Below are 25,150 nucleotides of genomic sequence, written 5' to 3' on the forward strand. Positions count from 1 at the left end.
GTATCATGCGCGATGCTCAACAGACAGACCAGCTGACCTTGTTTGGTCACTTCTCCTTAACCCAGGGGGAGGATGTACTCACTCATTTCAGTTACGACAAAGTTAAGGCCCTGTTGGTGTATCTTTTGTTGCATCGCCAGCCGGTCAATCGTGCGGCACTGGCTGAGCTGCTCTGGCCAGACCAGGGGCTTTCGTCAGGTCGTACCAACTTGCGCCACGCGTTGCACTGCCTGCGTCAGTCCATGGGTGATAACGCCGATCAGGTATTGAACGTATCGCGACAGACTATCGCCTTTCATTTACCTGCCCACTGGCAGGTAGATCTACATGACCTGCAGCAGTTGCTAGAAGGCCCCAAGGATTTAGAAACCCTTGAGGAGGTGATGTCATGCTACCAAGGCGATCTAATTGAAGAGTTGCAGTTGGCAAGTTGCAGCGAATTTCAGCGCTGGCTAGTGCAGGTGCGCAATGAGTGGCGTCAGCGGGTGATCCGGTTTGCCGAGCAAGTGCTTGAGGCTCACGACGAAACGCCAGACGACATGCTGGAAGGCCTGGTGAGCCGCTTTTCAGGCTATGGGCCTTTCCATGAACGTTTGGTGCGTCAACTGGCCGAAAAAAATCAAATGGCCGCTGCTCATGAGCAGTACAACAGCTATTTGCAGTTGCTCGCGCTGTCGGGCCAGCAGCCGGAGCCCAGTTTCTTACAGTTGGCCAGCTACTGGTCGGACGGCCACCACGACCCGCGAGCCATGTCGCCCCAGGGCGCTTTTTCTCGTGCACTGGCAGCCGATAGCAAGCCGCTGCGTGAAGATGAGATTGAGCTTCGCCAACTGTCGGTTATGGCGATTCGCTTACGTCTGAAAGGCGACTGGCAAGACCGGGCGGCAACTCGTAACTGTCTAGCGCTTCAGCTGGAACTATTGCGCTGGCTAGAACAGCAGTGCCATCACTTAGGTGGCTTCTGGCTGCCAGGGGCCACCGGCGGTTTGGGACTGGCGTGTTTCGGCACCCACGGCCCTGCGCATCAGCTTGCCGAGCTGGTAGCGCTCTATGAACACTGCCGCCAAGCGCTGCCGCAGGAAACTCAGCGCCATTGGAGTGGGGAAGGGGAAGTGCCTTCGTTTGAGCTGGCGGCTGGGTTACATAGCGGCCGTGTGGTCTATCTGCCTGAACGCCAGTTGGCTGACCCGCTTGGCCAAGTCACCCAGGTCTCCCTTGAGCTAATGGGCGCTGCTGAAGGTAGTGAACTAGTGATTTCTCAAGAAGCCAGCCAGCACATGCCCCCGGCACTGGACCTGCAGCCGCGGTTGGTGTCGCGCTTGGTGGCAAGCGATGGTCGAGTGCGCTTGCGGGCGCTGGTGTTAGGCCAGAATGAAGGCGGCCGGGATGCGCTGCCGCCTAGTCTGGTCGGCCGCGAAACGTCACTGCGTACGCTGCGTGATGCGCTGGCAAGAGCGGGTATCGGCTTAAGGCAAAGTGTCTTGGTGCGGGGTGCCTCAGGCATGGGAAAATCGGCGCTGATGGTTGGTTTTCGTCAGCTTGAACTTAGCCGCGATGCCGCTATCTGTTGGCAGCCAACCACACGCTTGTCGGTGTTAGAGCCTTACGGGGTGGCCCGTTCTCTCTTGGCGTGGCATCTAGGCGCCACGCCTACTCAAGAAGCATTGCATGAGTTGCAGGCATCGTTGGGTGATACAGCGCTAGACGATGCTCGCCAACAGCTGTTGGAAGAGGCGCTGGGGGTTAGGGACGTTCAGGAAATTACTCAGCTTACCCAAAGCGGGGAAGCGGTAGAGTTGGTCGTGAAACTGCTGCACCGTCTGATCGACCAGCGCGCTGGCACCCAGACTCTCGTCTTGATGGTTGATGATCTACAGTGGTTGGACGAACCCTCCTTCAAAGTATTGGCCGGTTTACAAGCTCGTCTGCCCATCAATACGGCCTTCATGCTGGTGGCCAGTCATCACGGTCGTGAAGCGCTACCAGTGAAGCTGCATTGGGATCAGCAAATTACCCTCGGCAAGCTCGATGCGCTGCAGTCGTCTCGGCTGCTCTCCCAGCTATCGCGCCGTTATCGAATGCATTTGAGCCCTCGGCTGCGTAATCAGATTATTGAGCGATGCGACGGCGTGCCACTCTACATGCAGGAGATATGCCGTCGTCTGGATATGGACCGTCGCGAAGGGCGCAGCGTCCAGTTCGATGAGTTGCCCAAAGGGCTGCTTGGCCTGCTGGCCAGCCGTATCGATCAGCTGGAAGGGGATCGGGAAATTGCCCATATTGCGGCGGTGCTGGGCAAACGCTTCCGCCTCGACTTCCTGGCTGAATGCAGCGGCTGGGATAAAGCGCGGATTTCTCAAGCCGTAGAGCATATGCGCCTGCTGGAAATTATTGAGCCGGTTGATAAAGAGAGCGGCGAGCACGAGTACCAGTTTAGCCATCAGCTACTACAAGAAGCGGCTTATTTCTCCTGCCCCCGGGATGTACGGGTCAAGCTGCACCAGCAGGTCGTTACGCTGATTGAAGAGCGTTTCCCTGTGTGGATCAGCCGCCATCCGGGGGATTTCGCCACCCATCTGCGCCGCAGCGGCCACTACGCTCGAGGCGCGCGCTATTTCGAACTGTCTGCCCGTGAAGCGCTGAAGGTGAGCGCGAACCGTACGGCGCTGCGGATGGCCGACTTCGGTTTGGCCAGTTTGCGCCACGTTGACCATGAAGTGGAACGTGAGGTCAGCCTACTTACCGTGCGTGGGCAGGCAGCGTTTGCGCTGGAAGGCCATGGCTCGCCCACTGCCCACGAAAGCTTTGTGCGCGCCCGGGAGCTGCTGCGTCAATCCGGTGGTGATTCGCCGGACGACCCGGAAGATTTAGAACAAATTTTCCTAGTCAAGTGGGGGCTGTGGGTAGGCCGCAGCCAGCGCTACGCCCATGCCGATGCGTTTGCACTTGCCTCTACCTTGGCGGATATTGCCGAGCGTCTGGAAGACCCGCGCTATCGCCGTTTGGCCGACTATGCCCGGGCGCACTGTGAGTACTGGGCCGGACGAATTCAGCAGGCCCATGACCACCTGGATGAAATCGACCCGCTCAATGCGCAAATGATGATCGAGTGGCTGCCCTTCTCGGATCACCCGCAAGTGACAGCTGCCTGCTTCCAGGGCTGGGCACTCTGTTTACGTGGCGACTATCAGCGCGCCGAGCGTCACGTCTCGTCGGCCATCCGTCTTGCTGAGAAAATTGGTCACCCGGGAACGCTTGCCATGGCGTTAATGTTTGCCGCAGCGCTCTATCGCCAATTAGGGCATGTGCATCTTGCGGCACGCCATGCTGAGCGCGCGGCCGCCATGACGGGCACGCCGGACCTTCAGCTGTGGCAAATCTCCGCCCAAGGTGTGTTGGGTTGGCAGAGGGCCATGGCGGGGGATCACGCTGGTTTAGTCCAATTAAGAGATAGTCTGGACCAGATGGCTGAGCTGAATGGGCGAGATCGTTTCCAGCGCCCCGTCCTTTGGTACTCAGATGCCTGTATTGAACTTGGCGAGTTAAAGGCCGCCGAGGAGTATCTGGATCAGTGTTTGGTGATTGCCCGAGAGCGCACCACGCTCTTTTTGCCCGAGTTGGCGACTCAACTGGCCAGAGTGCGTGACTTGCTGGGGCACCCGGCCAGTGAAGTAAAGGCGCTTGCCGAAATGGCGATTGTGCAGTCACGGGAACATGGCAACCGCCATCAAGAGTTAGCGGCCTTGGAGCTTTGGCTTACGCGGATTTCACCCAATGATCAGCAGGCAAAAGAGGCGTTCCGTCGCCTGTTGAGCGAGGTTAGCCACAGCGATGCGCCGGTGCTGGTGCGCTGGGTTAGCCTACTGGATCGCCGTTTGCCCCACTCGCTGAGTGTTGAAAACGAGGCTTAAACGTTCAGCGAGTGCTCTCTTCTAGCCACGACAGCGTGGCGAGCGCCTCATCGCGGTGCTCGCCACACACGGTGGGGTCATAATCGAACTGCCCGCACACCATCGGGCGCAGCGGGCTGCCAAACAGCATGCATAAGTTGTTGGCGTCGAGTTGAACGCAGCGCACCCCCGCCGGTTTGCCCTCGGGCATTCCGGGTATCGGCGATGTAATAGACGGAGCTATACAACAAGCGCCGCAGCCTGCTCGGCATGTGGCGCTGCTGTCACTGGTGATCAACTCGCTCATGGGCTCGCTTGTGCCGTCGCGCCTTTGTCGATTCCTTCAAAGGCGTGTACGTGAGTGGCGGTCCCCGTTTGCTTGGCGATCTGATCGGCCAGCCAGAGGGCAATATTTTCTACCGTCGTGGGCTTTGGCAGCACGCTACAGCGCTCAGATGGCAAGGTGATTGAGAAGCTGCCTTGGGCTGCTTCATAGCGGCAGGTGAGCTGTGACTCGCTATGCTCTGCTATATCTGCCTCTTCCAAAAGATAACGATTATCCAGCCACGCTCCCCATTGCTGTTCCAACTGCGGCTGTCGCTGTTGTTCCTGGAAGATATGCAGGCGAGAGCGATGCCCGTGGGCAATGCGCTGGCAGTTACCCGAATGACGTTTTAATCCATGGCTATAGCCATAGGCAGCACCATTGATAAGCTCATCGCTTAGCGTGAGCGTCACGCGTTCAACATTGGCTGGCCGCTGCTCGGTGAGTTGGGCGCTGAGGTGCTGAGTCACCCGTTCTAGAGTGATCGATGCCCAGGGAAGCAGGGTAAATGCCTCTGTCGGTCCACGAACTTCCATCACGTAGGGCGTGGTGGTGCGAATGCAGAGCCCTTCATCGCATTCGCTGACCTCAACACCGGGTGCTTGGGTGGGCACCAGTAGGGTGTGGTCCAGTCCGCTATCCAGGGTGCGTTTGATCCACGGCTTTACTTCACCGAAGTCGAACAGCATTCCGTCCTCGCCTAGTTCACCCTCTAGTTGAGCATCCACTTGCCAGCTACAGCCAACCAACCCTTTCGTGGGGCACCAAAGAGAGACATCGATATGGGTCAGGTGGTTAACAAATAGCGCCATTACTCAAATCCTGCGATTTTGTGCGTTTGCAGTGACAGCCGCCACTGTGGGTTGGCCATGCAGTACGCAGTGGTGGCCTGAACGGTCGCCGCGCCGTCGGTGGCAATACTCTTTTGAGCGACGGCACTGAGATCCATCGGCTGTAAAAAGAAGTGACTAAAGGCGAGGTGAGAAAACTGCTCCGGTGGCGCATCGGCCTGGGGGAAAACCAGTTTCAACTCATCGCCTTGGGTGATCGCTAGCGGGTTGCTAGCCTTAGGGCTAACGCAGAGCCAGTCAATGCCCGCAGGAGCGGGCACCGTACCGTTGGTTTCCACTGCCACTTCGAAGCCTTCGCTATGCAGCGTGGCAATGAGCTCGGTATCGAGCTGTAGCAGCGGTTCGCCGCCGGTAAATACCACGTATGGCACGGCGTTGTTAGCTTCCTGAGGCCACAGCGCTTTGATGTGTTCTGCCAGCGCCTGGGCTGTGTTAAACCGGCCGCCATTAACTCCGTCGGTACCGTTAAAGTCGGTGTCGCAAAAGGTACATTGTGCGTTCGCTCGATCTATTTCCCGGCCTGACCAAAGATTGCAGCCTGTAAAACGGCAGAACACGCTGGCACGACCTGCCTGGGCGCCTTCACCCTGTAAGGTGTAGAAGGCTTCTTTAACGTGATACATCAGTGCGCCACCTGTGAAGTGTCGATGGCGTAGTCGAGAGGATCGACGCTGTGATTAGCCGCAAAGGCGGCCAACCGCTCGCGACAACTACCGCACTGGCCGCAGGCAAGCTCGCGGCCCTCATAGCAGGTCCACGTGTGACGATAGTCCAAGCCCATGCTCAGCCCGTCGCGCAAAATATCCGCCTTGCTGGCATGCAGGTAAGGGGCATGCAGCGCAACAGGCTCAAAGTTGGCAATGCCAGCTACGTGGTTCATGGCTTCCACAAACTCGGGGCGGCAGTCGGGATATAGGATGTGATCGCCGCCGTGAGCGCCATAATCGACGCGCGCAGCGCCAATGTTGACCGCTTTGGCAATCGCCAGTGACAGTAGAATCATATTGCGATTGGGCACCACCGTGGTGCTGAGATTGTCAGCATCATAGTCGCCGGTGGGCATGTCGATAGCGCTATTGGTTAGCGCTGAGTTATCAATCAAGCCGTGAATCGCGCGAATATCAACGACTTGATGGGGGATGCCCAGCGATTCGCACACTTGGCGGGCGGTATCGAGCTCCCGACGATGACGCTGGCCATAGTCGAAAGAGAGAGCGTGAACGTTAAGCCCTTCGCGAATAGCGCGGTGTAACACAGTAAAGGAGTCCATGCCGCCTGAGTAAATCACGACGGTGGCTGACGCGTTAGCGTCTGGTGTGACGATAAATGACATACAAGTTGCTCATAGTCGGAGAATTTATGCGTACTTGCCACTTGGGCAAGACAGTGTTCCGGGGTCCGGTCCGGAAGGGCGGCAGTTTACGCAATAGCGATTAATCTGACCAGCACCCGCCGCGCATTGGGCGTTTCTCATTCGGTGTGTGGGTGGCTGACTGCCATGTTAAGCTACTGGTTCTAGCCGTTAAGGAACAACTTATGGCCACTATAGAACATAGCGAAATCATCAAAGCGTCTCCGGAGCGAGTGTTTGATCTTCTGCGCCGCGTGGAGGATTTTGCCGATTATTCCGATCTTATCCATTCCATCGACAGCTTGGGTGAAAACCGTTACCGCTGGCATGTGAGAGCAGTGGGGATGGATTGGGCATTTGATGTTGCTGTTACTGAGATTGAGCCACCCCATGTCTTGGCTTGGGAGTCGTTGGAGGGGGTGAAAAATCAGGGTCGCTATCAGCTGCGCGAAGTGCCTGAGGGGACGGAAGTAGCACTGACTCTGCAGTATGATATCCGCAACCGTTTAATGGAAAAAGCGGTAAACAAAGCGGCGAAACCATTAGTGGGAAAGGTCAGTCGGCAAATTCTTGAGCGTGTTGAAGCGCGCTTAAATGGCTGAGCGCCGCCCATAGGCGGCGCTGAAGAGAGCGGTGTTAGACAGGTTTGTGCATGGAGGCGTCAAGATGATCGACCACTTCTGCCCAATCGGCGTCTTCCTGCACGGCTTCTTTTAGAAAATCAGCTTGGCCCTCATTCCAGCAGGGGGCGTCTGCCAGCGGCATCTCCTTGGGCAGCGGTGAGTGCCGCTGAATAAAGCGTTCGATGGATTCAGCATCCGAGCGTAACCCTAACTGCTCAAATAGTTCGCTAAAGTAATGTACCGGTTGATCCATAAGTGGCTTCCTATCCAGTGGGTGGTTAATACACGTTAAGGACATTGTTTAACCATAGCGGGAATAAACCACTATGCCAGTGTAGTACTGGCTAGATCATTTAACGTTCGCCCACTAGCGTCGTTAAAAATCGTCGCCTCTGATCCTCTAATGAAATTGGTTGCGCTAGCACATGCACCAGTTTGGTGTAGGCGGCCTCGGGCGTCATGTCATCGCCGGATAACACCCCAGCATCGGTGAGACCGTGCCCTGCTGCATAAGCCCCCATATGTACACGCCCTTGTGGGCATTGGCTGATGGCGGCGATGAGTTTGCCTTCTCCGCTCGCCTTGGCAATCACCTCTAGTAGCGCGGGGTTATCCGGTAAATTGCCTGCGCCCCATAGCTGTAGCAGCGCGCCTTTCACGTTTGGATGGCTAAGCCACGCCTCTAATTGCCAGGGCGCTATGCCAGGCCATAGGGTAATGCGAACCACCTCGCCATTGGCGAAAGGCTGGTAGTCCACCAGCTCAAAGCGCGGAGCCCCGCGCTGCTGGTAAGACAAGCCGCGGCTGGGGAACAGAATAAAGTCGTCGCCGATGCGCTCGCCCAGCAGTGGGTAGCTGGGTGATGAAAACGCCTCGACAGCCTCGCTGTGCTGTTTGATGGCGCGCGTGCCTCTGAGCAGGCGGTTGGCAAAATAAATGGCCACTTCCTGTAGTTCGGGATGGGCAGCAAATCGTAGGGCGCCGTAGAGATTTTGTAAGGCATCGCTGTTAGGAGTCTCTAGGGGAGCCATGGCACCCGTCAACACCACAGGCCTATCTAAGCCCTGCAATTGGTAGGCTAAGCTAGCGGCGGTCCAACTTAGCGTGTCGGTACCGTGAATCACCACAAAACCACGATGCTCCGTAAAGCGCTCGGCGATGTCGGCGGCTAACTGCTGCCATGTCAGTGGGGTCGCCGCGCTGGAATCAATCAGAGGTGAGTAGCTGATGACATCATAAGCAGGGAGCATTTGTTGGTCCCGCAACGGCAGCTGGCTCAGTGCGCTGGCCAAGCGTTCAGGAAAATCACCGGCAGGTGAAAGCCCGTTAGACTGAGGCTGCATACCGATCGTGCCGCCGGTGTAAATCACAAGCAACCGCTCTTGGCTGCTTTGAGCATCTGCAAGGAGAGGAGCCTGGTTCATCGCTGTATCCTGTTGAAAGCTAAGAAGTGGTTAGCGGTGATATACCTGTAGTTGGCCGCTTTGGTCATCAAGCTGCCGTTTGCGTCCCGCAAAGAACGCAAAGCCGCAGCAAACGCCGATCAATCCAATCAGTAGCCAAGCAATATGCTGCGTGGTAGCACCGGCTTGGAGCATCAGACCAACCCCAAAGGGCCCCAATGCGGCCAGGGTATAGCCGCCCCCTTGCACCAAGCCAGAAAGCTGGCCTGCAAGGCGTTCGTTCGCGGTTCGCAGTACCAATAAGCTTAATGCAAGGCTAAAACTTCCGCCTTGCCCAAGCCCCAGCAACACGGCACCGGGCCATCGCCATGCCAACGGAGCGGCTAACAACATGACAAGCCCTAAGGCGGTACATACCAGTACCAACAGCAGGGCCGGGCGCTGGTCGTGATGCAATCGCGCAATCCAAGGCGCACTCAGTGCTGAGACCAGTTGGCACATAATGGAAACGGCCATCGTCCAGCCAGCGGTTGCCTCGCTGTATCCGCGCTCAATCAGAAGAGTTGGCAGCCAGCCGAAAACGATATATGCCATGGAAGATTGAATGCCCATAAAGAGCATCACCTGCCAGGTTAGCGGCTGCCTGAGTAGCGACACGAGGGGGATGCCGGTGGGCAGGTTAAGCGTTGGTTTTGGCGCAGGAGATGGCGCATAGCTGATCCATACGATGAGTGTAGCCAGTGCGAGCAGTGACCAACTGACTAGGCTGGCTTGCCAGTTGCCCAGCCACTGCATTAACGGCACGCTGAGCCCAGCGCCTAGAGCGCCCCCCAAGCAGAGTGCCATGGTGTAGAGCCCGGTGAGCAAATCCGCATTTTGAGGCAGCTCACGCTTGACTAGCGCGGGTAACAGCGTGCCCGCCAAGCCAATAGCACTACCGGCCATGGCGGTACCTAGATAAAGCAATCCAGGAAAAGGCAGAACCCGTAACAGCAAGCCGCTGGCCAGCAGGAGTAATGCGGCACTAAGTGCACGCTCACTCCCTATACGGTTGCCAATCATTGGTGCCAAGGGGGCGGTTAAGCCAAGAAAAAGAACGGGGAGCGTGGTTAGCAAGCCCGCCGCTGAGGCGGAAAGCCCCGCATTTTCTTGCAGCCGACTTAGCAGGGGGGCGACCGAGGACATGGCAGGGCGTAAATTTAGCCCCACCATAAACATCAGCAAAATGAATCGGCAAGCGTGGCGTGAGATCATGAAGCGGCGCTTATTTTAAGTAGGGGCGAAGGTCGCCTCGCACCGCATCTAGCAAGGTGATGAAGTGATAATCTTGCGTGGTATCCAAGCAATCAACACGTACCTGGGTACGCATGCCTTTATTGATATCAAGCTTGTCGTAAATTTCCAGCGTTAGCTTGCTTGCCGGTTTATCACCTGGCGCGATGATGCCATCTTCTAGGGTAAAAGTTTCCAATAGTGTGACCCGAACGCGGGTGCTGTTGCCTTCGCTCAGTACGCGCCGTACAAATAACCAACCTTCACAGGGGAGTGAGGCGTTATCGCGTTCGCGTAAAAACAGAGTGCGATAACAGGCACCTTCGTTTGAGGCTTTTTCAGCCATGCTGCGATAGGCCTGCAAGACCTGATTAGCTGAGGCACGGGCGTCCTCTAGGCGCTGAGAAATACCTTGATGCTCGCGGCTGAGTTGCTCCTGACGCTGAAAAGTCAGCCATTGGCGATAATCTGCCATGAGTTGTGAAGACGCCATAATCACTCCATGAATTAATTCAGCAAAAACGCCGGAATAAGCGAGGCGCTACCTTCGCATATTCCGGGCGTTCGGGCTACCGGCGAGTGCGACGGCGGCGCTCGCCACCAGCATTGGCAGCTTGGCTGTCAGGCTTGCGGTTAGCCCTTGGCTGGCGCTGACCGCGGCGGCCATTCTCGATCGGTTCTGGCTTGGCATTGGGGTCTGGCTCAAAGCCTGGCTCAATATGCTTCGGCAGCGTTTGATTAATCAGGCGCTCAATGTTTTTGAGTAGGCCGTGTTCATCGACACACACCAAAGACACTGCTTCGCCATTGCTACCCGCGCGCCCCGTGCGCCCAATACGGTGGACATAGTCTTCAGCCACGTTGGGCAGATCGAAATTCACCACGTGGGGAAGTTCATTAATATCTAGCCCGCGTGCCGCAATATCGGTGGCTACCAGCACTTGTAGGTCGCCGCTCTTGAAAGCACCCAGCGCCCGAGTACGTGCCCCTTGGCTTTTGTTGCCATGGATCGCCATCGCGGGAATATCCTGCTTGGAGAGCTGTTCAGCTAGCCGGTTAGCGCCATGCTTGGTGCGGGTAAACACCAGCACCTGGAACCAGTTGTGGCGCTGGATCAGGTGGGCCAATAGATCGCGTTTTTTGTCGCGATCAACGCGGTAGATGGCCTGCTCAATTTTTTCTGCCGTGGTGTTGCGCGGAGCCACTTCGATGAGGGCAGGGTTATTCAGCAGTTGCTGGGCCAGCGTTTGGATCTCGTTAGAGAAAGTGGCAGAAAACAGCAGATTTTGGCGCTGTTTCGGCACCAGACGCAATAGCCGTTTGATATCGTGGATAAAGCCCATGTCTAGCATGCGGTCGGCTTCATCTAACACCAGAATTTCAATAGCGGAGAGGTCGACATGCCCTTGCTGGTGCAAATCAAGCAAGCGCCCAGGGGTGGCTACTAGAACGTCCAGTCCGGCTCTTAAAGCGTCGACTTGGGGCTGCTGGCCCACGCCACCAAAAATAATGTGTGAACGTAGTGAAAGGTGCTGTCCATAAGCAGCCACGCTTTCCCCCACTTGTGCAGCTAGTTCGCGGGTGGGTGTGAGGACCAGTGCGCGAACCTGGCGTTTGCCAGGGCGTTTGCCATTTGCCAAACGCTGTAGCATCGGTAGCGTAAAGCCAGCGGTTTTGCCTGTACCGGTTTGTGCGCTGGCAAGAAGGTCGCGACCTTCAAGAACGACGGGGATGGCCTGTTGTTGAATAGGCGTAGGCTGTGTATAGCCCTGCGCAGTTACCGCGCGCAATAAATCGTCATGCAGACCAAGATCAGAAAAACTCATGCGTTCTCCGCAATCGCATAGCAATCGGCGCCACTAGCTCGGCGGCGTTGCTAGGCGTAATGTTCAAAAAGCGAGGATGGTACACCGTCGCGGCAGCGAAGTTTGCCAGATAATACGCTGTGCCGCGACGGGCATTTATACGTCTTGTTACGCCATACCAGGCATAACAAGGGGGTGACAGGGTAGCGCTGACAGTGATGTCATTTATTGGCAAAGAGTGTAACACGAAAGTCTCACACCAATGCTGCTCCCCTAGCGATTGCAATAAAGGTTTAGAAGTAGCCGCCTTGTCGAACCTGCTGAGCAATTTGTGCAGCAACACTCTCCCAGCTTTCGCCCAACGAACGGACCAGGGCAGGGTAGCCATCCTGTTCAAGAGTGGTTTCTGCAGTGAAGCTTTTGAGTGCGAGCAACTCGCCATCGGTATCTCGAAGCTGCCACTGGCCGCTGGCTACCGCGACACCGTCAAAGCGGCCTTGGAATTGATCCACTTCCATGGACAGGGTGAGCGCCCCAGGGCTGCTACCTTCTGCTCGTACCACTTGCACGCTGGGTAACTGATCTGCCAATTCGGCCCGTAAGGCGCGTTCAAGCTGGCGCCCAATACCCTCCGCCCACTGGTGCTCCCGCGCTTCGTTTAACGTGATGTCGTCTAACTGCATCACAATCCCGTCCACGTCTAAATAGTGGGCTAGTCGAGGTGTGCGCACTTGCAGCGTGGCCTGGGCGTTAGCCGGTGCGTTCACTGCTGGGCTGGCAGGAAGCATATAGCGTGCAGGGGGAGAGACACTGCTAGCGCAGGCGGAAAGCAGCAAGCTCAAACTGATGATCAGCTGTAGTAGCGGTAATCGACGTAACATGACGTTCAATCCTTCTTAACGGGGAGCACGAGGAATCGGGTCCTGCGTTTCTAAATTGTCGAACAGCAGTGCGCGTGGGTTCTCGTTCAGCGTCCGAGTGAGCGGTTGTAGGTCACGCATCAGCCGATCCAAACGCTCAATGGCGCCGGTAAGCTCTTGATAGGCGGGCGATGAAGGCGAGACCCCTTGAAGGGTGCTGCGCAGCTCTTCCAGCGTGCCGTTGAGGTTGCTCCCGATGGCTTGTGTTTCTGGATCATTGAGCAACTGATTGATAGACGCGCTGACTTCACGCACTTCGTTCAGTACACTTTCAGAAGCTTGCAGGTTGCGGTCCAGCCCGGCTATCAAAGGTTCTACTTCCAAGGCGTTTAGTTTTTCAAGCAGGCTAGTCACCTGAGCCTGAATCTGTGCAAAACCGCCCGCTACCGTCGGGAATACGGTCCGCTCGGAGAAAACTTCCGCGACGTATTCGTCGGCAAGGTCGCGCCGGAAGTTAAGGTCCACAAACAGCGCACCCGTTAACAGGCTGCCATTCTTGAGTGATGCCCGAAGGCCTAAGCCGAACATGCGCTTAAAGCGGTTATCCCACTCCTCCAGGTCAATATCGGTGTTTTCGATCCCTAAGCGTTGTGGTTCGATGCGGATGAGCACTGGGATAGCGAAACGAGCCCGCGAATCGGGCTGTGGCGCCGTAAAATTCCAGGGTACTGCTGCCACGGTACCAATTCGGACGCCACGAAACTCGACCGGTGCGCCTCGTGATAGCCCGCGAACCGTGTCATCAACAAGCAATACATACTCTAGATAGCGGTTAAATGTGCCTTCCCGGGCAGTATCTTCATCAGCATAGAGATTAAAACTTGTATTGGCTTCTACCGGCTTACCCATGGGAAGATCTTCAGGCACACCAAAGGTGACACCGCCACCCAGCAGAGCTTCCAGCGATTCTACGTTGACCCGCACGCCGTCAGCATCCAGGCGGAAATCCACTCCGCTAGCGGTCCAGAAGCGGGTGCTATCGGTCACCAGCTGTGCGTAGGGCTCTTCGATAAATACTTGGTGGTGCATGGTACGTGTGCCTGCATCGAAGCGAGCGTCTTCTACGCGCCCTACCGTGTAACCTTGATAAGAGACGGGATCCCCAACACGCAGCGAATTGCCCAATTGGCTGACAAGGCTAATTTGTAACCCTGCTTGCCCAGCAGGCGCGACCGGTGGGATATCGCTTACCTCAAACTCCCGCTTAGGCTCCTCTGATTGCCCAGGCTCAAGCTGTATATAAGCCCCCGAGAGTACAGTGCCCAGGCCGCTGATCCCCTCGCGGCCTATGCGTGGCTTAACGACCCAAAAGCGACTGTCTTCGCGGAGCATGGCTTCGGCTTCGGGTTGAATTTGAGCCATCATCACCGCGTGAGACAGGTCATCAGACAAACGAACGCTCTGTACGCGGCCAATCTCAACATTGCGGCTGCGGATCAGCGTACTGCCCGCCTCAATACCTTCTGCGCTGTCCATGGTCAGCGTCACCATGGTGCCCCGGCTTGAGTAGTTATCATAAACCAGCCACAGCCCAATAATGACGGCCACCAAAGGAACTATCCAAATAGGCGATAGCCGAGTTTGTGGCGACGATTTGGCTTTATGTAACTCATTGTTTTCAGCGTTTGAGGTATTCTGAGGCGTTGAATCATTAGCCATCAACAGGTTCCTTGGTGGCCGCTTTACGGCGAAGAGGGCGTGGAGTGTGGGTATCCCAGATTAAGCGAGGGTCAAATGTCATGGCAGCCAGCATGGTGAGCACTACGACGGCACCAAAAGCTAGCGCGGCAGGACCTGGTGTAATCGACATTAATGACCCAGCGCGGATGAGGGCGACCAAAATGGCCACGACAAATACGTCAACCATTGACCAGCGTCCAATAAATTCAGTTAATCGATAGAGGCGGGTACGGCTCTGTGCGTTGAGCTCGTTGCTGCGCTTAATCATCAAGCATAGCCATGCGAGTGCCACCAGTTTGCCAACAGGCACAATCACACTGGCGATAAAAATCACCGCAGCCACCGGCCAGGACCCCATTTGAATGAGCTGAACAACGCCGCCAACGATAGTGGAGGGTGTTGAGCTGCCTAAACTGGTAGTGGTCATGATGGGGTAAAGGTTGGCAGGTATATACATGATGCTGGCTGCAAAGAGAAGCGCCCAGGTGCGCTGTAAGCTATGTGGTAGGCGCTTATGCAGTTTTTCATGGCAGCGAACACAGCGTTCTTTTCCATTCTGAATGCGATTAATCAATCCGCAGGTGGGGCAGCCAGTGACATGTTGGCTAGCAGCGGTGGTGCCAGTGAGCGTGCCTTCAGGAGCAAGGGGTTCGCCTTCCAATGAGAACCACATCCAGTCAGCGTCAATGGACTGCACCGTCATTAATAACAGTATGGCGAACAAGCAGAATGCCCAGAAGGAGATGCCAAGTTCAATCTGCGCCATGCCAGCAACTTTAATTAAGCTTACCAGTGCGCCGATGATGAATACATCGGCCATCATCCATGGGTTTAGATGTGCCAGGGAGCGGGCAATGTCACGGCTAAAAGGCATAGGGCGAGACTGCAGTAAGCCAAACTGAAGCCAGACGACGCTTACAAGATATACGGCGGGCAGCACGATAATAGTCATCATGACCGCAATAGCTACTACCGGCTGGTGGAAAGCAATCAGCGTGGTAGCGGTCTGCGATAGATCAATGCGGTTGCCAACACCGCTAACGCTGAAACTGACAAAAGGAAAAGATACCGCGACTATTAATGCGACCAATGAGGCTAACGCTAGCGCCATGCTGCGCTGAGCAGGATAGCGGTGGCGCTTCACTAACACATGCGAGCAGCGAGGGCAGGTGGCTTTTTCACCAGAGTTCAGGGGGGGGAGCGCAGATACCCAGTCACATTCATGGCACGCACGCAAACGCCTTCGCTGGGTGCGAGTTTCAGGGGGGAAGCAATCAACCTGGGGTGTGTTAACCGGCAGCGAAGGCCGTTTCATAAAGGGGTAATGGGGCAACAGCAAACTCTCTGTGCATAATACGGTTAGAACCAATACGATGGGACATCGTGTGTGTCAACCTAGGTAACCTGATAACTACTTGCAAACAGCACTTGACCAAATACCAGAGTTAGACAAGGATGCAGCCGCGATAGTGCCTAACATTATGACATTAAGGAACTGAAATGTTACTTGCCTTTATTGCTGTGGTAGTAGGCTTGGTCCTGCTCATCTGGAGCGCAGAAAAATTTATTGATGGCGCTGCGGCAACTTCGCGGTGGCTGGGGCTGTCGCCGTTGCTGATTGGTATGTTGGTAATCGGTTTTGGTACCTCTGCACCGGAAATGATGGTGTCGGTGCTGGCAGCGATGCAAGGCAACCCTGGCTTGGCGGTGGGGAATGCGTACGGTTCCAACATTGCCAATATTGGTTTGGTTTTGGGCTTTATCGCACTTATCTCTCCGTTAGCAGTTCATTCAGGTGTTATCCGTAAAGAAATGCCCCTGTTGGTAGCGGTGATGCTGCTTACCGGCTATATGCTTTTCGACGGTTGGATTTCCCGTGTTGAAGCTATTGTACTGCTAGTGGCGCTTGGCATATTTATTGCGATCAGCATTATTCGTTCTCGAGGTCAGGAAGATGATCCGCTGTCGGGTGAAGTGACCGAAAGTCTTGATAGCAACCCGATGTCGCGCGGTAAGGCCATCATGTGGACGCTGATTGGCTTGGTGCTGTTGATTGCCAGTTCGCGGCTGCTGGTATGGGGAGCTGTCGAGATCGCGGTAGCTTTCGGAGTCAGTGATTTAATTATCGGTCTAACCGTAGTCGCCGTGGGTACTTCTTTGCCGGAGCTGGCTTCTTCAATCAGCGCACTGCGGCGCAATGAGCACGATATGGTGCTGGGTAACGTTGTAGGCTCTAACCTGTTTAATAGTATGGCCGTTGTTGGGCTGGCGGGAGTGATTGCACCTATCGAAGCAGGGCGTGAAGTCTTGGTGCGTGATTGGAGTGTCATGACCTTTATGACGCTTATGATGGTGCTCTTCGCATTTTCTTGGCGTGGTCGCCCGCGGCGTATCAACCGCGTTGAAGGCGGTGTTCTCTTCGCCATGTTTATCGCCTACACAGGCTATATGGTCAGCATTGTGGTGATGTCTTAAACGATTGCACCGAAAAATGGTGGTTTGTCTGAGGAGTATGCGTCAATGCGACACAGCTTTTCAGGCAAACTATCGCTGTATAACGGTGGTCGAAGCGTTAAACTACAACACATGTAAAGAATAAGCTTAGTGCTTATAACTAAAATGCAGCGCCTTTAAGGCTCAACTAAGCTTGTGACACCCATTGATGGGATTTTAATCCAGGTCTTAGGAGAGTGTGATGGAACTCGACCCCCTAGTGCTATCGCGAATGCAATTCGCCTTCGTTGTATCGTTTCATGCGATCTTCCCTGTCTTTACCATCGGGCTCGCGTCCTACATAGCGCTGCTTCATGGCTTATTCTTTAAGACCAACAATCCCGCATGGGACCGGCTCTCCCTATTCTGGACAAAGGTGTTTGCCGTTGTCTTTGGTATGGGGGTGGTCTCCGGTATCGTGATGTCTTTTCAGTTTGGTACGAACTGGAGCAACTTCTCTCAGGCGGCCTCAAACTTCCTCGGACCAGTGTTGAGCTATGAGGTAGTCACCGCGTTCTTCCTGGAGGCTGCTTTCCTTGGGGTGCTGCTGTTTGGTCGCGGTAAAGTCCCGGAAGGGGTGCATTTATTCGCGGCAATTATGGTGGCTGTTGGGACGTTTATTTCTTCCTTCTGGATCCTTTCTGCCAATAGCTGGATGCATACCCCCGCTGGTGTCGAATTAATCGACAATCGCTTCCATGTGATTTCTTGGTCCGAGGCTATTTTTAATCCTTCTTTCCCGTATCGCTTTGCGCATATGGCCATGGCATCGTTCCTAACCGGTGGCTTCGTGGTGGCAGGCGTGAGCGCGTGGTTCCTGCTACGTGGTCGTGATCCAGAAGCGAACCGTCGCGCACTCTCCATGTGTTTATGGCTGCTGCTATTCTTAGCACCTGCACAGGCGGTAGTGGGTGACTTCCACGGCCTGAATACTCTGGAGCATCAGCCTACAAAGGTGGCGGCAATGGAAGGCCACTGGGAAACGTCTACTAATGTGCCGCTGTTATTGTTTGCCATTCCTGACCAGGAAGCACAAACCAACCATTTTGATATTGGGATTCCTAATCTAGCCAGTATTATTCTGACGCACTCACCTGATGGTGAAATTCCTGGTATTAGCGAAGCTGCTCCTGAAGAGCAACCGCCAGTCATTATTGTTTTCTGGGCTTTCCGCGTGATGGTGGGTATCGGTCTGTTAATGATTGCGACCGCGTTTATTGGTCTATTGATGCGCCGTAAAGGAAAGGTGTATGAGCATAGCGGTTATCTGAAAGCGCTGGTGTGCATGATTCCGATGCCGTTTGCAGCGGTATTGGCCGGATGGATTGTCACCGAATCAGGCCGCGCACCTTGGTTGGTATACGGCATGATGACCCATGCAGAAGGGCTCACTCCCTCACTGACGGGTGGCATGGCGCTATTTACGCTTATCGGTTATGTAGTGGTATACGCCGTCGTGTTTTATGCCGGTATTTATTACCTCACTCGGGTTGTGCGCAACGGTATGCTGCCTGAAGAGGAGAAAGAAACCACTAGCGAGAACTTTAAGCGCCCGATGCGCCCATTCTCAGCTGCACACACGCCTTTTGATGATGATGTTGACCCGGTGAGGAACTAAACATGGAAATGTTTGATTTAACGCTAATTTGGGCGGGTATCATTGGCTTCGGCATCATGATGTATGTCTTGATGGATGGTTTTGATCTGGGCTTAGGGATCCTGTTCCCCTTTGCCCCGGATGAAGATGCTCGCGATGTGATGATGAACTCGGTGGCGCCCGTTTGGGATGGTAATGAAACTTGGCTGGTATTGGGTGGCGCTGGCTTGCTTGGCGCTTTCCCGCTGGTTTACTCCGTTTTCTTACCAGCACTCTATATTGGCGTCTTTCTGATGCTGGCGGGATTGATTTTCCGGGGCGTTGCATTTGAGTTCCGATTTAAATCCCGTCGCAACCGTCGCTGGTGGAACCGTGCGTTTAGCTGGGGGTCTGGCGTGGCTGCTTTTGCCCAGGGCGCTGTGGTGGGGGCTTATATCCAAGGCTTTCGAGTAGAAAACTTTGCCTTTGTAGGTGGCGCTTTTGATTGGCTAACACCTTTCTCTGTACTAACTGGACTCGGTTTAATGGCGGGCTATGCATTACTGGGTGCCACTTGGCTAATTCTCAAATCAGAAGGGCATATCCAAGACTGGGCCTATAAAATTACGCCGATGTTGCTGGCGCTGGTGCTGGGTGTGTTTGCGATTATCAGCATCTGGACCCCCTTCGTGAACCCGCTAGTATGGGAGCGCTGGTTCGGCCATCTTCAACTGATCTGGATTTTTCCTGCGCTGGCCCTGTTGTCTGCCTTTATGGTGTACCGCTCGGTCAAGCGTCGCGATGAAGGGATTCCCTTTGTCGCAACCATTGGTATCTATGTATTTACTTACCTGGGGTTGATTGTAAGTAAGTGGCCAGTGATCGTGCCGCCTGACTATACGTTATGGGACGCCGCATCAGCACCAGAATCACAGCTATTCCTACTGATTGGTATGCTGTTTGTTATCCCGATCATCCTAGCCTACACCGCTTGGACCTACTGGGTATTCCGCGGCAAGGTGCGTGTAGGAGAGGGATACCACTAACGATATGGCTAACCATCCTCCAGAGACTGAGACGATGGTGGCCATAACGCCGCGCCACTGGCTTGCTCAGCTCGCAAAACGCGAGCAGCGTAAGCTTATGTGGGCGGCAGTTTGGGGAGTGTTATCAGGCGGGCAAACCGTTATTTTAGTGGTGGGCCTAGCCTGGTTAATTGATCAATTAGTGATTACAGGTCGCTCCCCCTCGTCACTTGTCCCAGTATTTATTGGCCTAGCGGCCGTTGTTCTTCTGCGTTCACTTTTCCAAGCGCTGCAAGAGTCTTGTAGCGCTCAAGCAAGTCTGCGTATTCGGCAATATGCCAGGCAAGCGTTACTCGATAAAATCGCGGCACTGGGTCCTGTATGGCTAACACGTCAGCAGAGTGGTGCGTTGGCCACTCAGTCGGTGGAGCACATTGAGGTCTTGGATGGCTACTTTGCGCGCTTTCATCCCCAATTAAGAATCGTGGTGGCATTGCCGCTGCTAATTCTCTGCGTTGTTGGTTGGCTAGATTATTTCGTGGCGATCTTCCTGCTGCTCTCAGCGCCGCTGATCCCCTTGTTTATGGCGTTGGTAGGAATGGGCGCGGAGCGCCTTAATCGAGATCAGTTTATGGCGGTATCTCGCCTATCTGCTCATTTTATTGATCGCGTCCGCGGAATGACGACACTGCAACTGTTTGGGCATACCAGAGCTGCCCAGCAGGATGTGTGGTATGCCACAGACCACTACCGCAGGCTCAGCATGCGGACACTGCGCTTAGCGTTTTTATCATCGGCGGTGTTAGAGTTTTTTGCATCCGTGGCGATAGCCGTGGTTGCTATGTATGTTGGGTTTGGCTTGCTGGGCTATATCGACTACGGTCCCTCGCCAGCGTTAACACTGTTTAGCGGGCTGGCGGTATTGCTGCTGGCACCTGAATTCTTTCAACCGTTAAGAACTCTGTCTCAGCACTACCACGATCGCGCCGCTGCGCTGGGCGCGGCCGAGAGTGTGGTCACGATTCTTAACGAACCCAGTAGGGTACCATCATCGCCCGTTTTCCCGCTGTCGTCAGAGGCGCTCATCGAATTAGAGGGCGTAGCTATTCGCTATGCCGAGCGCGCCGCTGTGCTGAGCGACGTTAATGTGACCGTGTTGGCTGGCGATGTGGTGGTGATTACCGGCGAGTCCGGAAGCGGTAAGTCATCGCTACTGGCGCTAATGGCAGGTTTCATGGCGCCTAGCCGTGGCGAGTGCCGTTTTGACGCTGAAGCTCCTGTTGCTTGGTTGGACCAAGCCCCTTGCATTCTCCAAGGTTCTTTGGCGGATAACCTGCGCATAGCGGCTCCCAATGCTGACGATACGGCGCTGACATCAGCGCTGAAGCAGGCAGGGCTAGGCGAGCTGTTGGCCAGTCTGCCCCAGGGGCTTGAAACAACCATTGGCGAGCGTGGTGTTGGCCTTTCAGGTGGTCAGGCTCAGCGGTTAGCGCTAGCGCGCGTCTATTTAAGCCAAGCACGGCTTGTTTTGCTAGATGAACCCACGGCGAGCTTGGATGCTGCAACGGAGAGTGTGGTCATTCAATCATTACTTGAATGGGCACAAGAGGGGCGCACGCTGGTCATGGCGACGCATCATCCTGCGGTTATGGCGGTGGCCTATCGCCATTTTGAGTGCCGTTCAGGCCACCTGATTGAGGTGACGGCATGAAGAGGCTCTATCGTGATCTGTTTCCCTGGCTCAAACTGTTGCTCCGCCGGCGCCAGCGTTTTTTGGTAGGTGCATTGCTTGCTTGGGTAACGTTACTGGCGGGGCTCTCTCTGTTAGGCCTGTCAGGCTGGTTCATTGTGTCGTGCGCTCTTGCAGGTATTGCGTTGACCGCAGGGCTGCCTTCTTCGCTAGATGTGTATGTGCCTGGCGGCGGCATCCGGTTTTTTGCGCTGCTAAGAACCATTGCGCGTTATGTGGAGCGTTTGTATAACCATAATACCGTACTGACGCTCTTAGCGGATTTGCGCTACCGCGTGTTTGGTGATTTGACCCGCTTAGACGATGCTTCTCTCAAGCAGCGGCGCGCAAGCGAATGGCTAAGTCGCCTCACCGCCGATATTGATAATCTGGATAATCTTTATTTACGGTTACTTATTCCCCCTGTTGCTGCGCTGTTAACGATCCTTATGGTGTCTGCTTTCATTGCCATTTGGTTACCTGTGGTTGGGGCTGTTGTTGCTGTAGTGCTGACGCTTCTCTGGGCAGTAGTTACGCTAGGCTATGGCTGGCTGGGTTTTGCTAATAGCTATCAGCAAGTAAGTGATCAAGAGGAGCTGCGTCGGCTGGTGCTTGATCAGGTTCAAGCGTCTGCTGAGTTGTTGAGCTATCAAACTAGCATTTGGCATCGTCAAAAAGTTCAACAGCATGAGGCGAAAGCTCTTGGCAATCAGCGTCGTTTAGCAATGAAGTCCGCCGTGGGGAATGCATTCGTCTCTGCGGTTACTGGTCTTTTGTTGCTAGCTACCTTATGGATCGGCAGTTTTGCCCTCTCCTCTGGACAAGTCTCTGGGCCAATTTTAGTCATGGCCGTCATTGCGGTGCTGGGAATTAACGAAGTGCTGGGGTTACTCCCCGCTGCTTTTTTGAAGCTTGGGTCGAGCTATGCAGCTGCGCAACGCTTAAATGCGCTTAAAGTAAATGATTCTGCATGGGATATTGCAGAGCTTCCCGGTGGGGCAGGGGGGCATGCGATTCAACTGGATAATGTTGATTATTGTTACCCAGGGGCCATCCATCCTGCGCTGGTTAATCTTCAGGTGATGTTGCCTGCCCAAAAGCGGGCAGTGATTTCCGGCGTCTCTGGCGCAGGTAAGTCGACACTAGCTAGTTTGATTATGGGTAGAGTGGCGCCGACGCAAGGAGCTATCAGTGTTGCAGAGGTATCACCTTTGCATATTTCACCAGAAAGCCGTGCGGAGCACTTTGCGCTACTCACTCAGCAAACGGATCTGTTTGATGGAACGCTGGAAGCGAATCTGCGTATTGCTAAGCCCGATGCAGCAGAGGAGGAGTTGTGGCAAGTGCTATCCATGGTTGCGTTAGAGAGCTGGGTCAAGCAGCAGCCTAAGCAGTTGCTGACCCATGTGGGTGAGAAAGGTCAGCAACTTTCGGGTGGGCAAGCCAGAAGGGTAGCCTTGGCAAGGCTGATGCTTCGTAATCCTACTGTTGTATTGCTAGATGAGCCTTTTGCAGGCGTCGACGCTGATACAGCTAGGCATTTGGCTGGCGCTCTTGATCGATGGTTAGGCTGCCGGACGGCCATTTTCCTTCTTCATCAAGTAGATGACGTGACTCTTTTGCCCGGCGTTGAATATAGATGGCGTCTTGATGGGGGGCGGTTATTTACAGATACTACTGTGGAAAGCTAACTCAACGGCAAGCAGGAGTGCAGTATGAATGAATTTTTACGCCAACTTCCCAAAGTCGAGCTCCACTTGCATATTGAAGGCTCGTTAGAGCCAGAGCTTATGTTTGCTCTTGCTGCCCGTAATGGCATTGACCTTCCTTACGCATCTGTTGAGGAAGCCAAGGCAGCTTATGATTTTGAAGACCTTCAAGGCTTTCTAAATCTTTATTATCAAGGCATGAATGTGCTGCGCACGGAGCAGGACTTCTATGACCTTGCGATGGATTACTTCAAGCGCGCAAGGAGTGAAGGGGTTTTGCATATTGATATGCACTTTGACCCTCAAGCGCACCTTCAGCGTGGCGTTCCTTTGGAAGTAGTGATGGCAGGCCTGTTGCGTGCCAAAGACGAAGCTGAAGCGTCGATTGATTTAACAGTTGGCATGATCATGGCGTTTCTGCGGGACCGCCCCGCTGAAGAAGCGCTTCATGTGCTCGAACAAGCAGCTCCCTATTGGAAGTTCCTAGATGCCATTGGGCTGGATAGTGCGGAACGAGATAATCCACCTGCTAAGTTCCAGAAGCTCTTTGTGCGTGCTAAAAAGCTTGGCTTAGTACGTGTCGCTCATGCCGGAGAAGAAGGCCCAGCAGAGTACATTACTGAAGCCTTAGATCTCCTTGATGTACAGCGTATTGATCATGGTGTGCGTTGCCTGGAAAGTGATGAAGTTGTTAAACGTCTTCGTGACCATCAAACCGTGTTAACCGTGTGCCCGCTATCAAATGTCAGTTTAAAAGTAGTTGACCAATTGAGTGATCATCCTTTGCCGCAGCTCTTGTCAGAGGGGTTAAAGGTGACAATTAGCTCTGATGATCCTGCCTACTTTGGAGGTGGGCTGTTAGAGAATCATATTGCCTGTGCCCAGGCATTTGGTTGGGAGGCTGATACCTTTCGTTTACTGAACCAGCATGCTATTGAAGAGGCTTTTGTCAGTGAAGGTCGACGCCAGGAGTTATTTAAACGCCTGACGGATTTTTGATCAAACACCGCCGATGACATGTCGGCGGTGTTTGTCTTAGGGCAGGGCAGGTACCTCGAATGCTGGCATTTCTCCCGTTAGGGTGTTGAGAAATGCTGCAATTTCGTTGACCGTGCTTTCATCAAATTCACGGCCTAGCATCTCTTTGCCCATAACCGAGATGGCTTCCTCAAGCGTAGGCGTCGCGCCATTGTTCATATAAGGGTAAGTGACTGCCACATTACGTAGTGTCGGCGTCCGGAAGCGATACTGGTCACTCTCTTCGCCCGTTACTACATAGCGCCCTAAATCTTTCGAGCCTGGTACCTGAATGGCATGAAACTGACTGTCGGTAAAGTTTGGTCCGCGGTGACAGGCAATGCAGCCATTATCAACAAAAGCTACCATGCCGTTTTTCGCTTGTTCGCTAATCGCGTCCATGTCCCCTCTTAAATAGCGATCAAAGGGCGCATCCGGGGTATTGAGCGTTCGCTGGAAAGCGGCTAATGCCTGTCCTAAATTATCAGCGTTGATCGGGTCTTCTTGATCAGGGTATGCGGCTGAAAATTTATCTTGGTACCGTTCAAATTCAGCTAGGCGCTCCAAAGCATGCTCTAGCTGCATCGCCATCTCAACGTCTGCCTGGATGGGGCCTAACGCTTGTGCTTCAAGGTCGGGTTCTCTGCCGTCCCAAAACTGTGCATCTAAAAATCCACTGTTGAGTACAGTGGGCGTATTGCGCTCGCCAACTTGGCCGTTATGGCCAACGGCGCGAGGTATGCGGTCTGACCATCCCAACGCTGGGTTATGACAGGTGGCACAGCTAATAACCCCGCTAGAGGAAATGCGCGGTTCAAAGAACAGCATATTACCCAGCTCAACTTTTTCCTCTGTCTGGGAGTTAGTGGCAGGTAATGGTGGTAGGTGTGGCAAAGGCTCAAACCTCTGGCGATACTCATCTAGGCCATCGCTTGCCTGCGCTGCGCTAGCAGAAAGCAATAAAGTGGCGCCGAGCGCTGAAATCACTTCATGTTTGTTACGCATAGTTCCCTCTCTCATATGGCTCTTTTTTAACGACACGCCGACAATTAGCGGTGGTGTGACGTGAGTATTAGCTTAAAAAAGGGCCGATTCTGGAAGGTTGCGCTGGGTCAAATGTTAAGTCTTTATGTGAGGCTTTCTCGGTCAGAGAACTAATGCGAAAAAGGTGTTGACGCGCTGATTTAAATGCGTAAAATACGCCCCACATCGAACGGCAACGCCCTTCGAAAAGCTCTTTAACAATTTGATCAGGTAATTCATGTGGGCGCTTGCCGATGAGGGTGATAAATCACCAATTATCAAGGCAAGCGCACAAGAAAGATGTTCACATCTTTCGAATTCGTTTGAACCTTGAGCCAAGTTTGATCCGCTTTTGTTACTTTTGAGTGACACGTAAGGATCACAATGATTTTAAACTGAAGAGTTTGATCATGGCTCAGATTGAACGCTGGCGGCAGGCCTAACACATGCAAGTCGAG

The 25,150-nt window shown here is 54.2% G+C and carries 21 protein-coding genes and 1 rRNA gene; 9 read left to right on the top strand and 13 right to left on the bottom strand.

Going from position 1 to position 25,150, the window contains the following annotated elements:
- The first annotated feature begins 5 nt into the window (after nucleotides 1-5).
- The gene (locus tag ACIGG6_RS14345) at nucleotides 6-3,911 is read left to right on the top strand and encodes an AAA family ATPase (protein ID WP_399845279.1); all 3,906 of its coding nucleotides are present in this window, start codon (nucleotides 6-8) and stop codon (nucleotides 3,909-3,911) included.
- Nucleotides 3,912-3,915: 4 nt separating this feature from the next.
- On the opposite strand, the gene ACIGG6_RS14350 is transcribed toward ACIGG6_RS14345, so the two are convergent.
- From ACIGG6_RS14350 to queC, 4 genes are read right to left on the bottom strand one after another with little or no spacing between them, the layout of a single operon-like run.
- Nucleotides 3,916-4,197: a YkgJ family cysteine cluster protein gene (locus ACIGG6_RS14350; RefSeq protein ID WP_083026486.1), complete on the bottom strand. Its 282-nt coding sequence runs from the start codon at nucleotides 4,195-4,197 to the stop codon at nucleotides 3,916-3,918.
- Nucleotides 4,194-5,027: a 6-carboxytetrahydropterin synthase gene (locus ACIGG6_RS14355; protein ID WP_399845280.1), complete on the bottom strand. Its 834-nt coding sequence runs from the start codon at nucleotides 5,025-5,027 to the stop codon at nucleotides 4,194-4,196. The genes ACIGG6_RS14350 and ACIGG6_RS14355 overlap by 4 nt, the downstream gene beginning before the upstream one ends.
- A complete protein-coding gene (gene queE / locus ACIGG6_RS14360; RefSeq protein ID WP_399845281.1) occupies nucleotides 5,027-5,689 on the bottom strand; it encodes a 7-carboxy-7-deazaguanine synthase in 663 nt (220 codons plus the stop codon). Before queE ends, ACIGG6_RS14355 begins: the two co-directional genes overlap by 1 nt.
- Nucleotides 5,689-6,399 (bottom strand): 7-cyano-7-deazaguanine synthase QueC, encoded by a 711-nt coding sequence (gene queC / locus ACIGG6_RS14365; protein ID WP_399845283.1) that lies wholly within the window; start codon nucleotides 6,397-6,399, stop codon nucleotides 5,689-5,691. Before queC ends, queE begins: the two co-directional genes overlap by 1 nt.
- Before the next feature lie 203 nt (nucleotides 6,400-6,602).
- Between queC and ACIGG6_RS14370 the strand changes: the two genes are divergently transcribed.
- Nucleotides 6,603-7,019: an SRPBCC family protein gene (locus ACIGG6_RS14370; RefSeq protein WP_289099567.1), complete on the top strand. Its 417-nt coding sequence runs from the start codon at nucleotides 6,603-6,605 to the stop codon at nucleotides 7,017-7,019.
- 34 nt (nucleotides 7,020-7,053) lie between these two features.
- Here the strand turns inward: ACIGG6_RS14370 and ACIGG6_RS14375 are convergent, their stop codons facing one another.
- The 8 genes from ACIGG6_RS14375 to ACIGG6_RS14410 all read right to left on the bottom strand — a co-directional run bounded on the left by ACIGG6_RS14375 (nucleotide 7,054) and on the right by ACIGG6_RS14410 (nucleotide 15,435).
- Nucleotides 7,054-7,293: a DUF2789 domain-containing protein gene (locus ACIGG6_RS14375; RefSeq protein ID WP_399845286.1), complete on the bottom strand. Its 240-nt coding sequence runs from the start codon at nucleotides 7,291-7,293 to the stop codon at nucleotides 7,054-7,056.
- A 100-nt stretch (nucleotides 7,294-7,393) separates the two neighbouring features.
- On the bottom strand, nucleotides 7,394-8,464 hold the full coding sequence (locus tag ACIGG6_RS14380; protein WP_399845288.1) for an asparaginase: 1,071 nt from the start codon (nucleotides 8,462-8,464) through the stop codon (nucleotides 7,394-7,396).
- A gap of 30 nt (nucleotides 8,465-8,494) precedes the next feature.
- A complete protein-coding gene (locus tag ACIGG6_RS14385) occupies nucleotides 8,495-9,697 on the bottom strand; it encodes an MFS transporter (RefSeq protein WP_044628274.1) in 1,203 nt (400 codons plus the stop codon).
- Nucleotides 9,698-9,707: 10 nt separating this feature from the next.
- A complete protein-coding gene (locus ACIGG6_RS14390) occupies nucleotides 9,708-10,208 on the bottom strand; it encodes a hypothetical protein (RefSeq protein WP_083026494.1) in 501 nt (166 codons plus the stop codon).
- Nucleotides 10,209-10,284: 76 nt separating this feature from the next.
- Nucleotides 10,285-11,541 (bottom strand): DEAD/DEAH box helicase, encoded by a 1,257-nt coding sequence (locus ACIGG6_RS14395; protein WP_253504791.1) that lies wholly within the window; start codon nucleotides 11,539-11,541, stop codon nucleotides 10,285-10,287.
- A gap of 272 nt (nucleotides 11,542-11,813) precedes the next feature.
- On the bottom strand, nucleotides 11,814-12,401 hold the full coding sequence (locus ACIGG6_RS14400) for a membrane integrity-associated transporter subunit PqiC (RefSeq protein WP_399845291.1): 588 nt from the start codon (nucleotides 12,399-12,401) through the stop codon (nucleotides 11,814-11,816).
- A gap of 15 nt (nucleotides 12,402-12,416) precedes the next feature.
- A complete protein-coding gene (gene pqiB, locus ACIGG6_RS14405; protein WP_399845292.1) occupies nucleotides 12,417-14,099 on the bottom strand; it encodes an intermembrane transport protein PqiB in 1,683 nt (560 codons plus the stop codon).
- Nucleotides 14,092-15,435, bottom strand: a complete 1,344-nt coding sequence (locus ACIGG6_RS14410; RefSeq protein ID WP_399845302.1) for a PqiA/YebS family transporter subunit — start codon at nucleotides 15,433-15,435, stop codon at nucleotides 14,092-14,094. Before ACIGG6_RS14410 ends, pqiB begins: the two co-directional genes overlap by 8 nt.
- 185 nt (nucleotides 15,436-15,620) lie before the next feature.
- On the opposite strand from ACIGG6_RS14410, the gene ACIGG6_RS14415 reads away from it, so the two are divergent.
- The 6 genes from ACIGG6_RS14415 (at nucleotide 15,621) to ACIGG6_RS14440 (ending at nucleotide 23,651) form a co-directional block, all read left to right on the top strand.
- Nucleotides 15,621-16,595: a calcium/sodium antiporter gene (locus ACIGG6_RS14415; RefSeq protein WP_399845293.1), complete on the top strand. Its 975-nt coding sequence runs from the start codon at nucleotides 15,621-15,623 to the stop codon at nucleotides 16,593-16,595.
- Nucleotides 16,596-16,815: 220 nt separating this feature from the next.
- Nucleotides 16,816-18,231, top strand: a complete 1,416-nt coding sequence (locus ACIGG6_RS14420; RefSeq protein ID WP_253504799.1) for a cytochrome ubiquinol oxidase subunit I — start codon at nucleotides 16,816-16,818, stop codon at nucleotides 18,229-18,231.
- Between the two features lie 2 nt (nucleotides 18,232-18,233).
- The gene (gene cydB / locus ACIGG6_RS14425; protein WP_253504801.1) at nucleotides 18,234-19,235 is read left to right on the top strand and encodes a cytochrome d ubiquinol oxidase subunit II; all 1,002 of its coding nucleotides are present in this window, start codon (nucleotides 18,234-18,236) and stop codon (nucleotides 19,233-19,235) included.
- A 4-nt stretch (nucleotides 19,236-19,239) separates the two neighbouring features.
- Nucleotides 19,240-20,925, top strand: coding sequence for a thiol reductant ABC exporter subunit CydD (gene cydD, locus ACIGG6_RS14430; RefSeq protein ID WP_399845295.1), 1,686 nt, complete (start codon nucleotides 19,240-19,242; stop codon nucleotides 20,923-20,925).
- A complete protein-coding gene (cydC, locus tag ACIGG6_RS14435; RefSeq protein WP_399845297.1) occupies nucleotides 20,922-22,634 on the top strand; it encodes a thiol reductant ABC exporter subunit CydC in 1,713 nt (570 codons plus the stop codon). The genes cydD and cydC overlap by 4 nt, the downstream gene beginning before the upstream one ends.
- 24 nt (nucleotides 22,635-22,658) lie before the next feature.
- Nucleotides 22,659-23,651: an adenosine deaminase gene (locus ACIGG6_RS14440; RefSeq protein WP_399845299.1), complete on the top strand. Its 993-nt coding sequence runs from the start codon at nucleotides 22,659-22,661 to the stop codon at nucleotides 23,649-23,651.
- 36 nt (nucleotides 23,652-23,687) lie between these two features.
- Here the strand turns inward: ACIGG6_RS14440 and ACIGG6_RS14445 are convergent, their stop codons facing one another.
- Entirely contained in the window at nucleotides 23,688-24,674 is a 987-nt protein-coding gene (locus ACIGG6_RS14445) for a cytochrome-c peroxidase (RefSeq protein ID WP_399845301.1), read from the bottom strand.
- A 410-nt stretch (nucleotides 24,675-25,084) separates the two neighbouring features.
- Between ACIGG6_RS14445 and ACIGG6_RS14450 the strand changes: the two genes are divergently transcribed.
- A 16S ribosomal RNA gene (locus ACIGG6_RS14450) occupies nucleotides 25,085-25,150 on the top strand; the annotation flags it as partial.

Origin of the sequence: Vreelandella lionensis (assembly GCF_044543515.1) — a bacterium.
Lineage (GTDB): Bacteria > Pseudomonadota > Gammaproteobacteria > Pseudomonadales > Halomonadaceae > Vreelandella > Vreelandella lionensis.

What these genes read in the sequence shown, in the direction of transcription:
- queC (WP_399845283.1), bottom strand. Translation starts at nt 6,399, where the DNA reads ATGTCATTTATCGTCACACCAGACGCTAACGCGTCAGCCACCGTCGTG.
- ACIGG6_RS14375 (WP_399845286.1), bottom strand. Translation starts at nt 7,293, where the DNA reads ATGGATCAACCGGTACATTACTTTAGCGAACTATTTGAGCAGTTAGGG.
- cydD (WP_399845295.1), top strand. Translation starts at nt 19,240, where the DNA reads ATGGCTAACCATCCTCCAGAGACTGAGACGATGGTGGCCATAACGCCG.
- ACIGG6_RS14445 (WP_399845301.1), bottom strand. Translation starts at nt 24,674, where the DNA reads ATGCGTAACAAACATGAAGTGATTTCAGCGCTCGGCGCCACTTTATTG.
- pqiB (WP_399845292.1), bottom strand. Translation starts at nt 14,099, where the DNA reads ATGGCTAATGATTCAACGCCTCAGAATACCTCAAACGCTGAAAACAAT.
- ACIGG6_RS14345 (WP_399845279.1), top strand. Translation starts at nt 6, where the DNA reads ATGCGCGATGCTCAACAGACAGACCAGCTGACCTTGTTTGGTCACTTC.
- ACIGG6_RS14385 (WP_044628274.1), bottom strand. Translation starts at nt 9,697, where the DNA reads ATGATCTCACGCCACGCTTGCCGATTCATTTTGCTGATGTTTATGGTG.
- queE (WP_399845281.1), bottom strand. Translation starts at nt 5,689, where the DNA reads ATGTATCACGTTAAAGAAGCCTTCTACACCTTACAGGGTGAAGGCGCC.
- ACIGG6_RS14370 (WP_289099567.1), top strand. Translation starts at nt 6,603, where the DNA reads ATGGCCACTATAGAACATAGCGAAATCATCAAAGCGTCTCCGGAGCGA.
- cydB (WP_253504801.1), top strand. Translation starts at nt 18,234, where the DNA reads ATGGAAATGTTTGATTTAACGCTAATTTGGGCGGGTATCATTGGCTTC.
- ACIGG6_RS14390 (WP_083026494.1), bottom strand. Translation starts at nt 10,208, where the DNA reads ATGGCGTCTTCACAACTCATGGCAGATTATCGCCAATGGCTGACTTTT.
- ACIGG6_RS14380 (WP_399845288.1), bottom strand. Translation starts at nt 8,464, where the DNA reads ATGAACCAGGCTCCTCTCCTTGCAGATGCTCAAAGCAGCCAAGAGCGG.
- ACIGG6_RS14355 (WP_399845280.1), bottom strand. Translation starts at nt 5,027, where the DNA reads ATGGCGCTATTTGTTAACCACCTGACCCATATCGATGTCTCTCTTTGG.
- ACIGG6_RS14400 (WP_399845291.1), bottom strand. Translation starts at nt 12,401, where the DNA reads ATGTTACGTCGATTACCGCTACTACAGCTGATCATCAGTTTGAGCTTG.
- ACIGG6_RS14440 (WP_399845299.1), top strand. Translation starts at nt 22,659, where the DNA reads ATGAATGAATTTTTACGCCAACTTCCCAAAGTCGAGCTCCACTTGCAT.
- ACIGG6_RS14350 (WP_083026486.1), bottom strand. Translation starts at nt 4,197, where the DNA reads ATGAGCGAGTTGATCACCAGTGACAGCAGCGCCACATGCCGAGCAGGC.
- ACIGG6_RS14410 (WP_399845302.1), bottom strand. Translation starts at nt 15,435, where the DNA reads ATGAAACGGCCTTCGCTGCCGGTTAACACACCCCAGGTTGATTGCTTC.
- ACIGG6_RS14395 (WP_253504791.1), bottom strand. Translation starts at nt 11,541, where the DNA reads ATGAGTTTTTCTGATCTTGGTCTGCATGACGATTTATTGCGCGCGGTA.
- cydC (WP_399845297.1), top strand. Translation starts at nt 20,922, where the DNA reads ATGAAGAGGCTCTATCGTGATCTGTTTCCCTGGCTCAAACTGTTGCTC.
- ACIGG6_RS14420 (WP_253504799.1), top strand. Translation starts at nt 16,816, where the DNA reads ATGGAACTCGACCCCCTAGTGCTATCGCGAATGCAATTCGCCTTCGTT.
- ACIGG6_RS14415 (WP_399845293.1), top strand. Translation starts at nt 15,621, where the DNA reads ATGTTACTTGCCTTTATTGCTGTGGTAGTAGGCTTGGTCCTGCTCATC.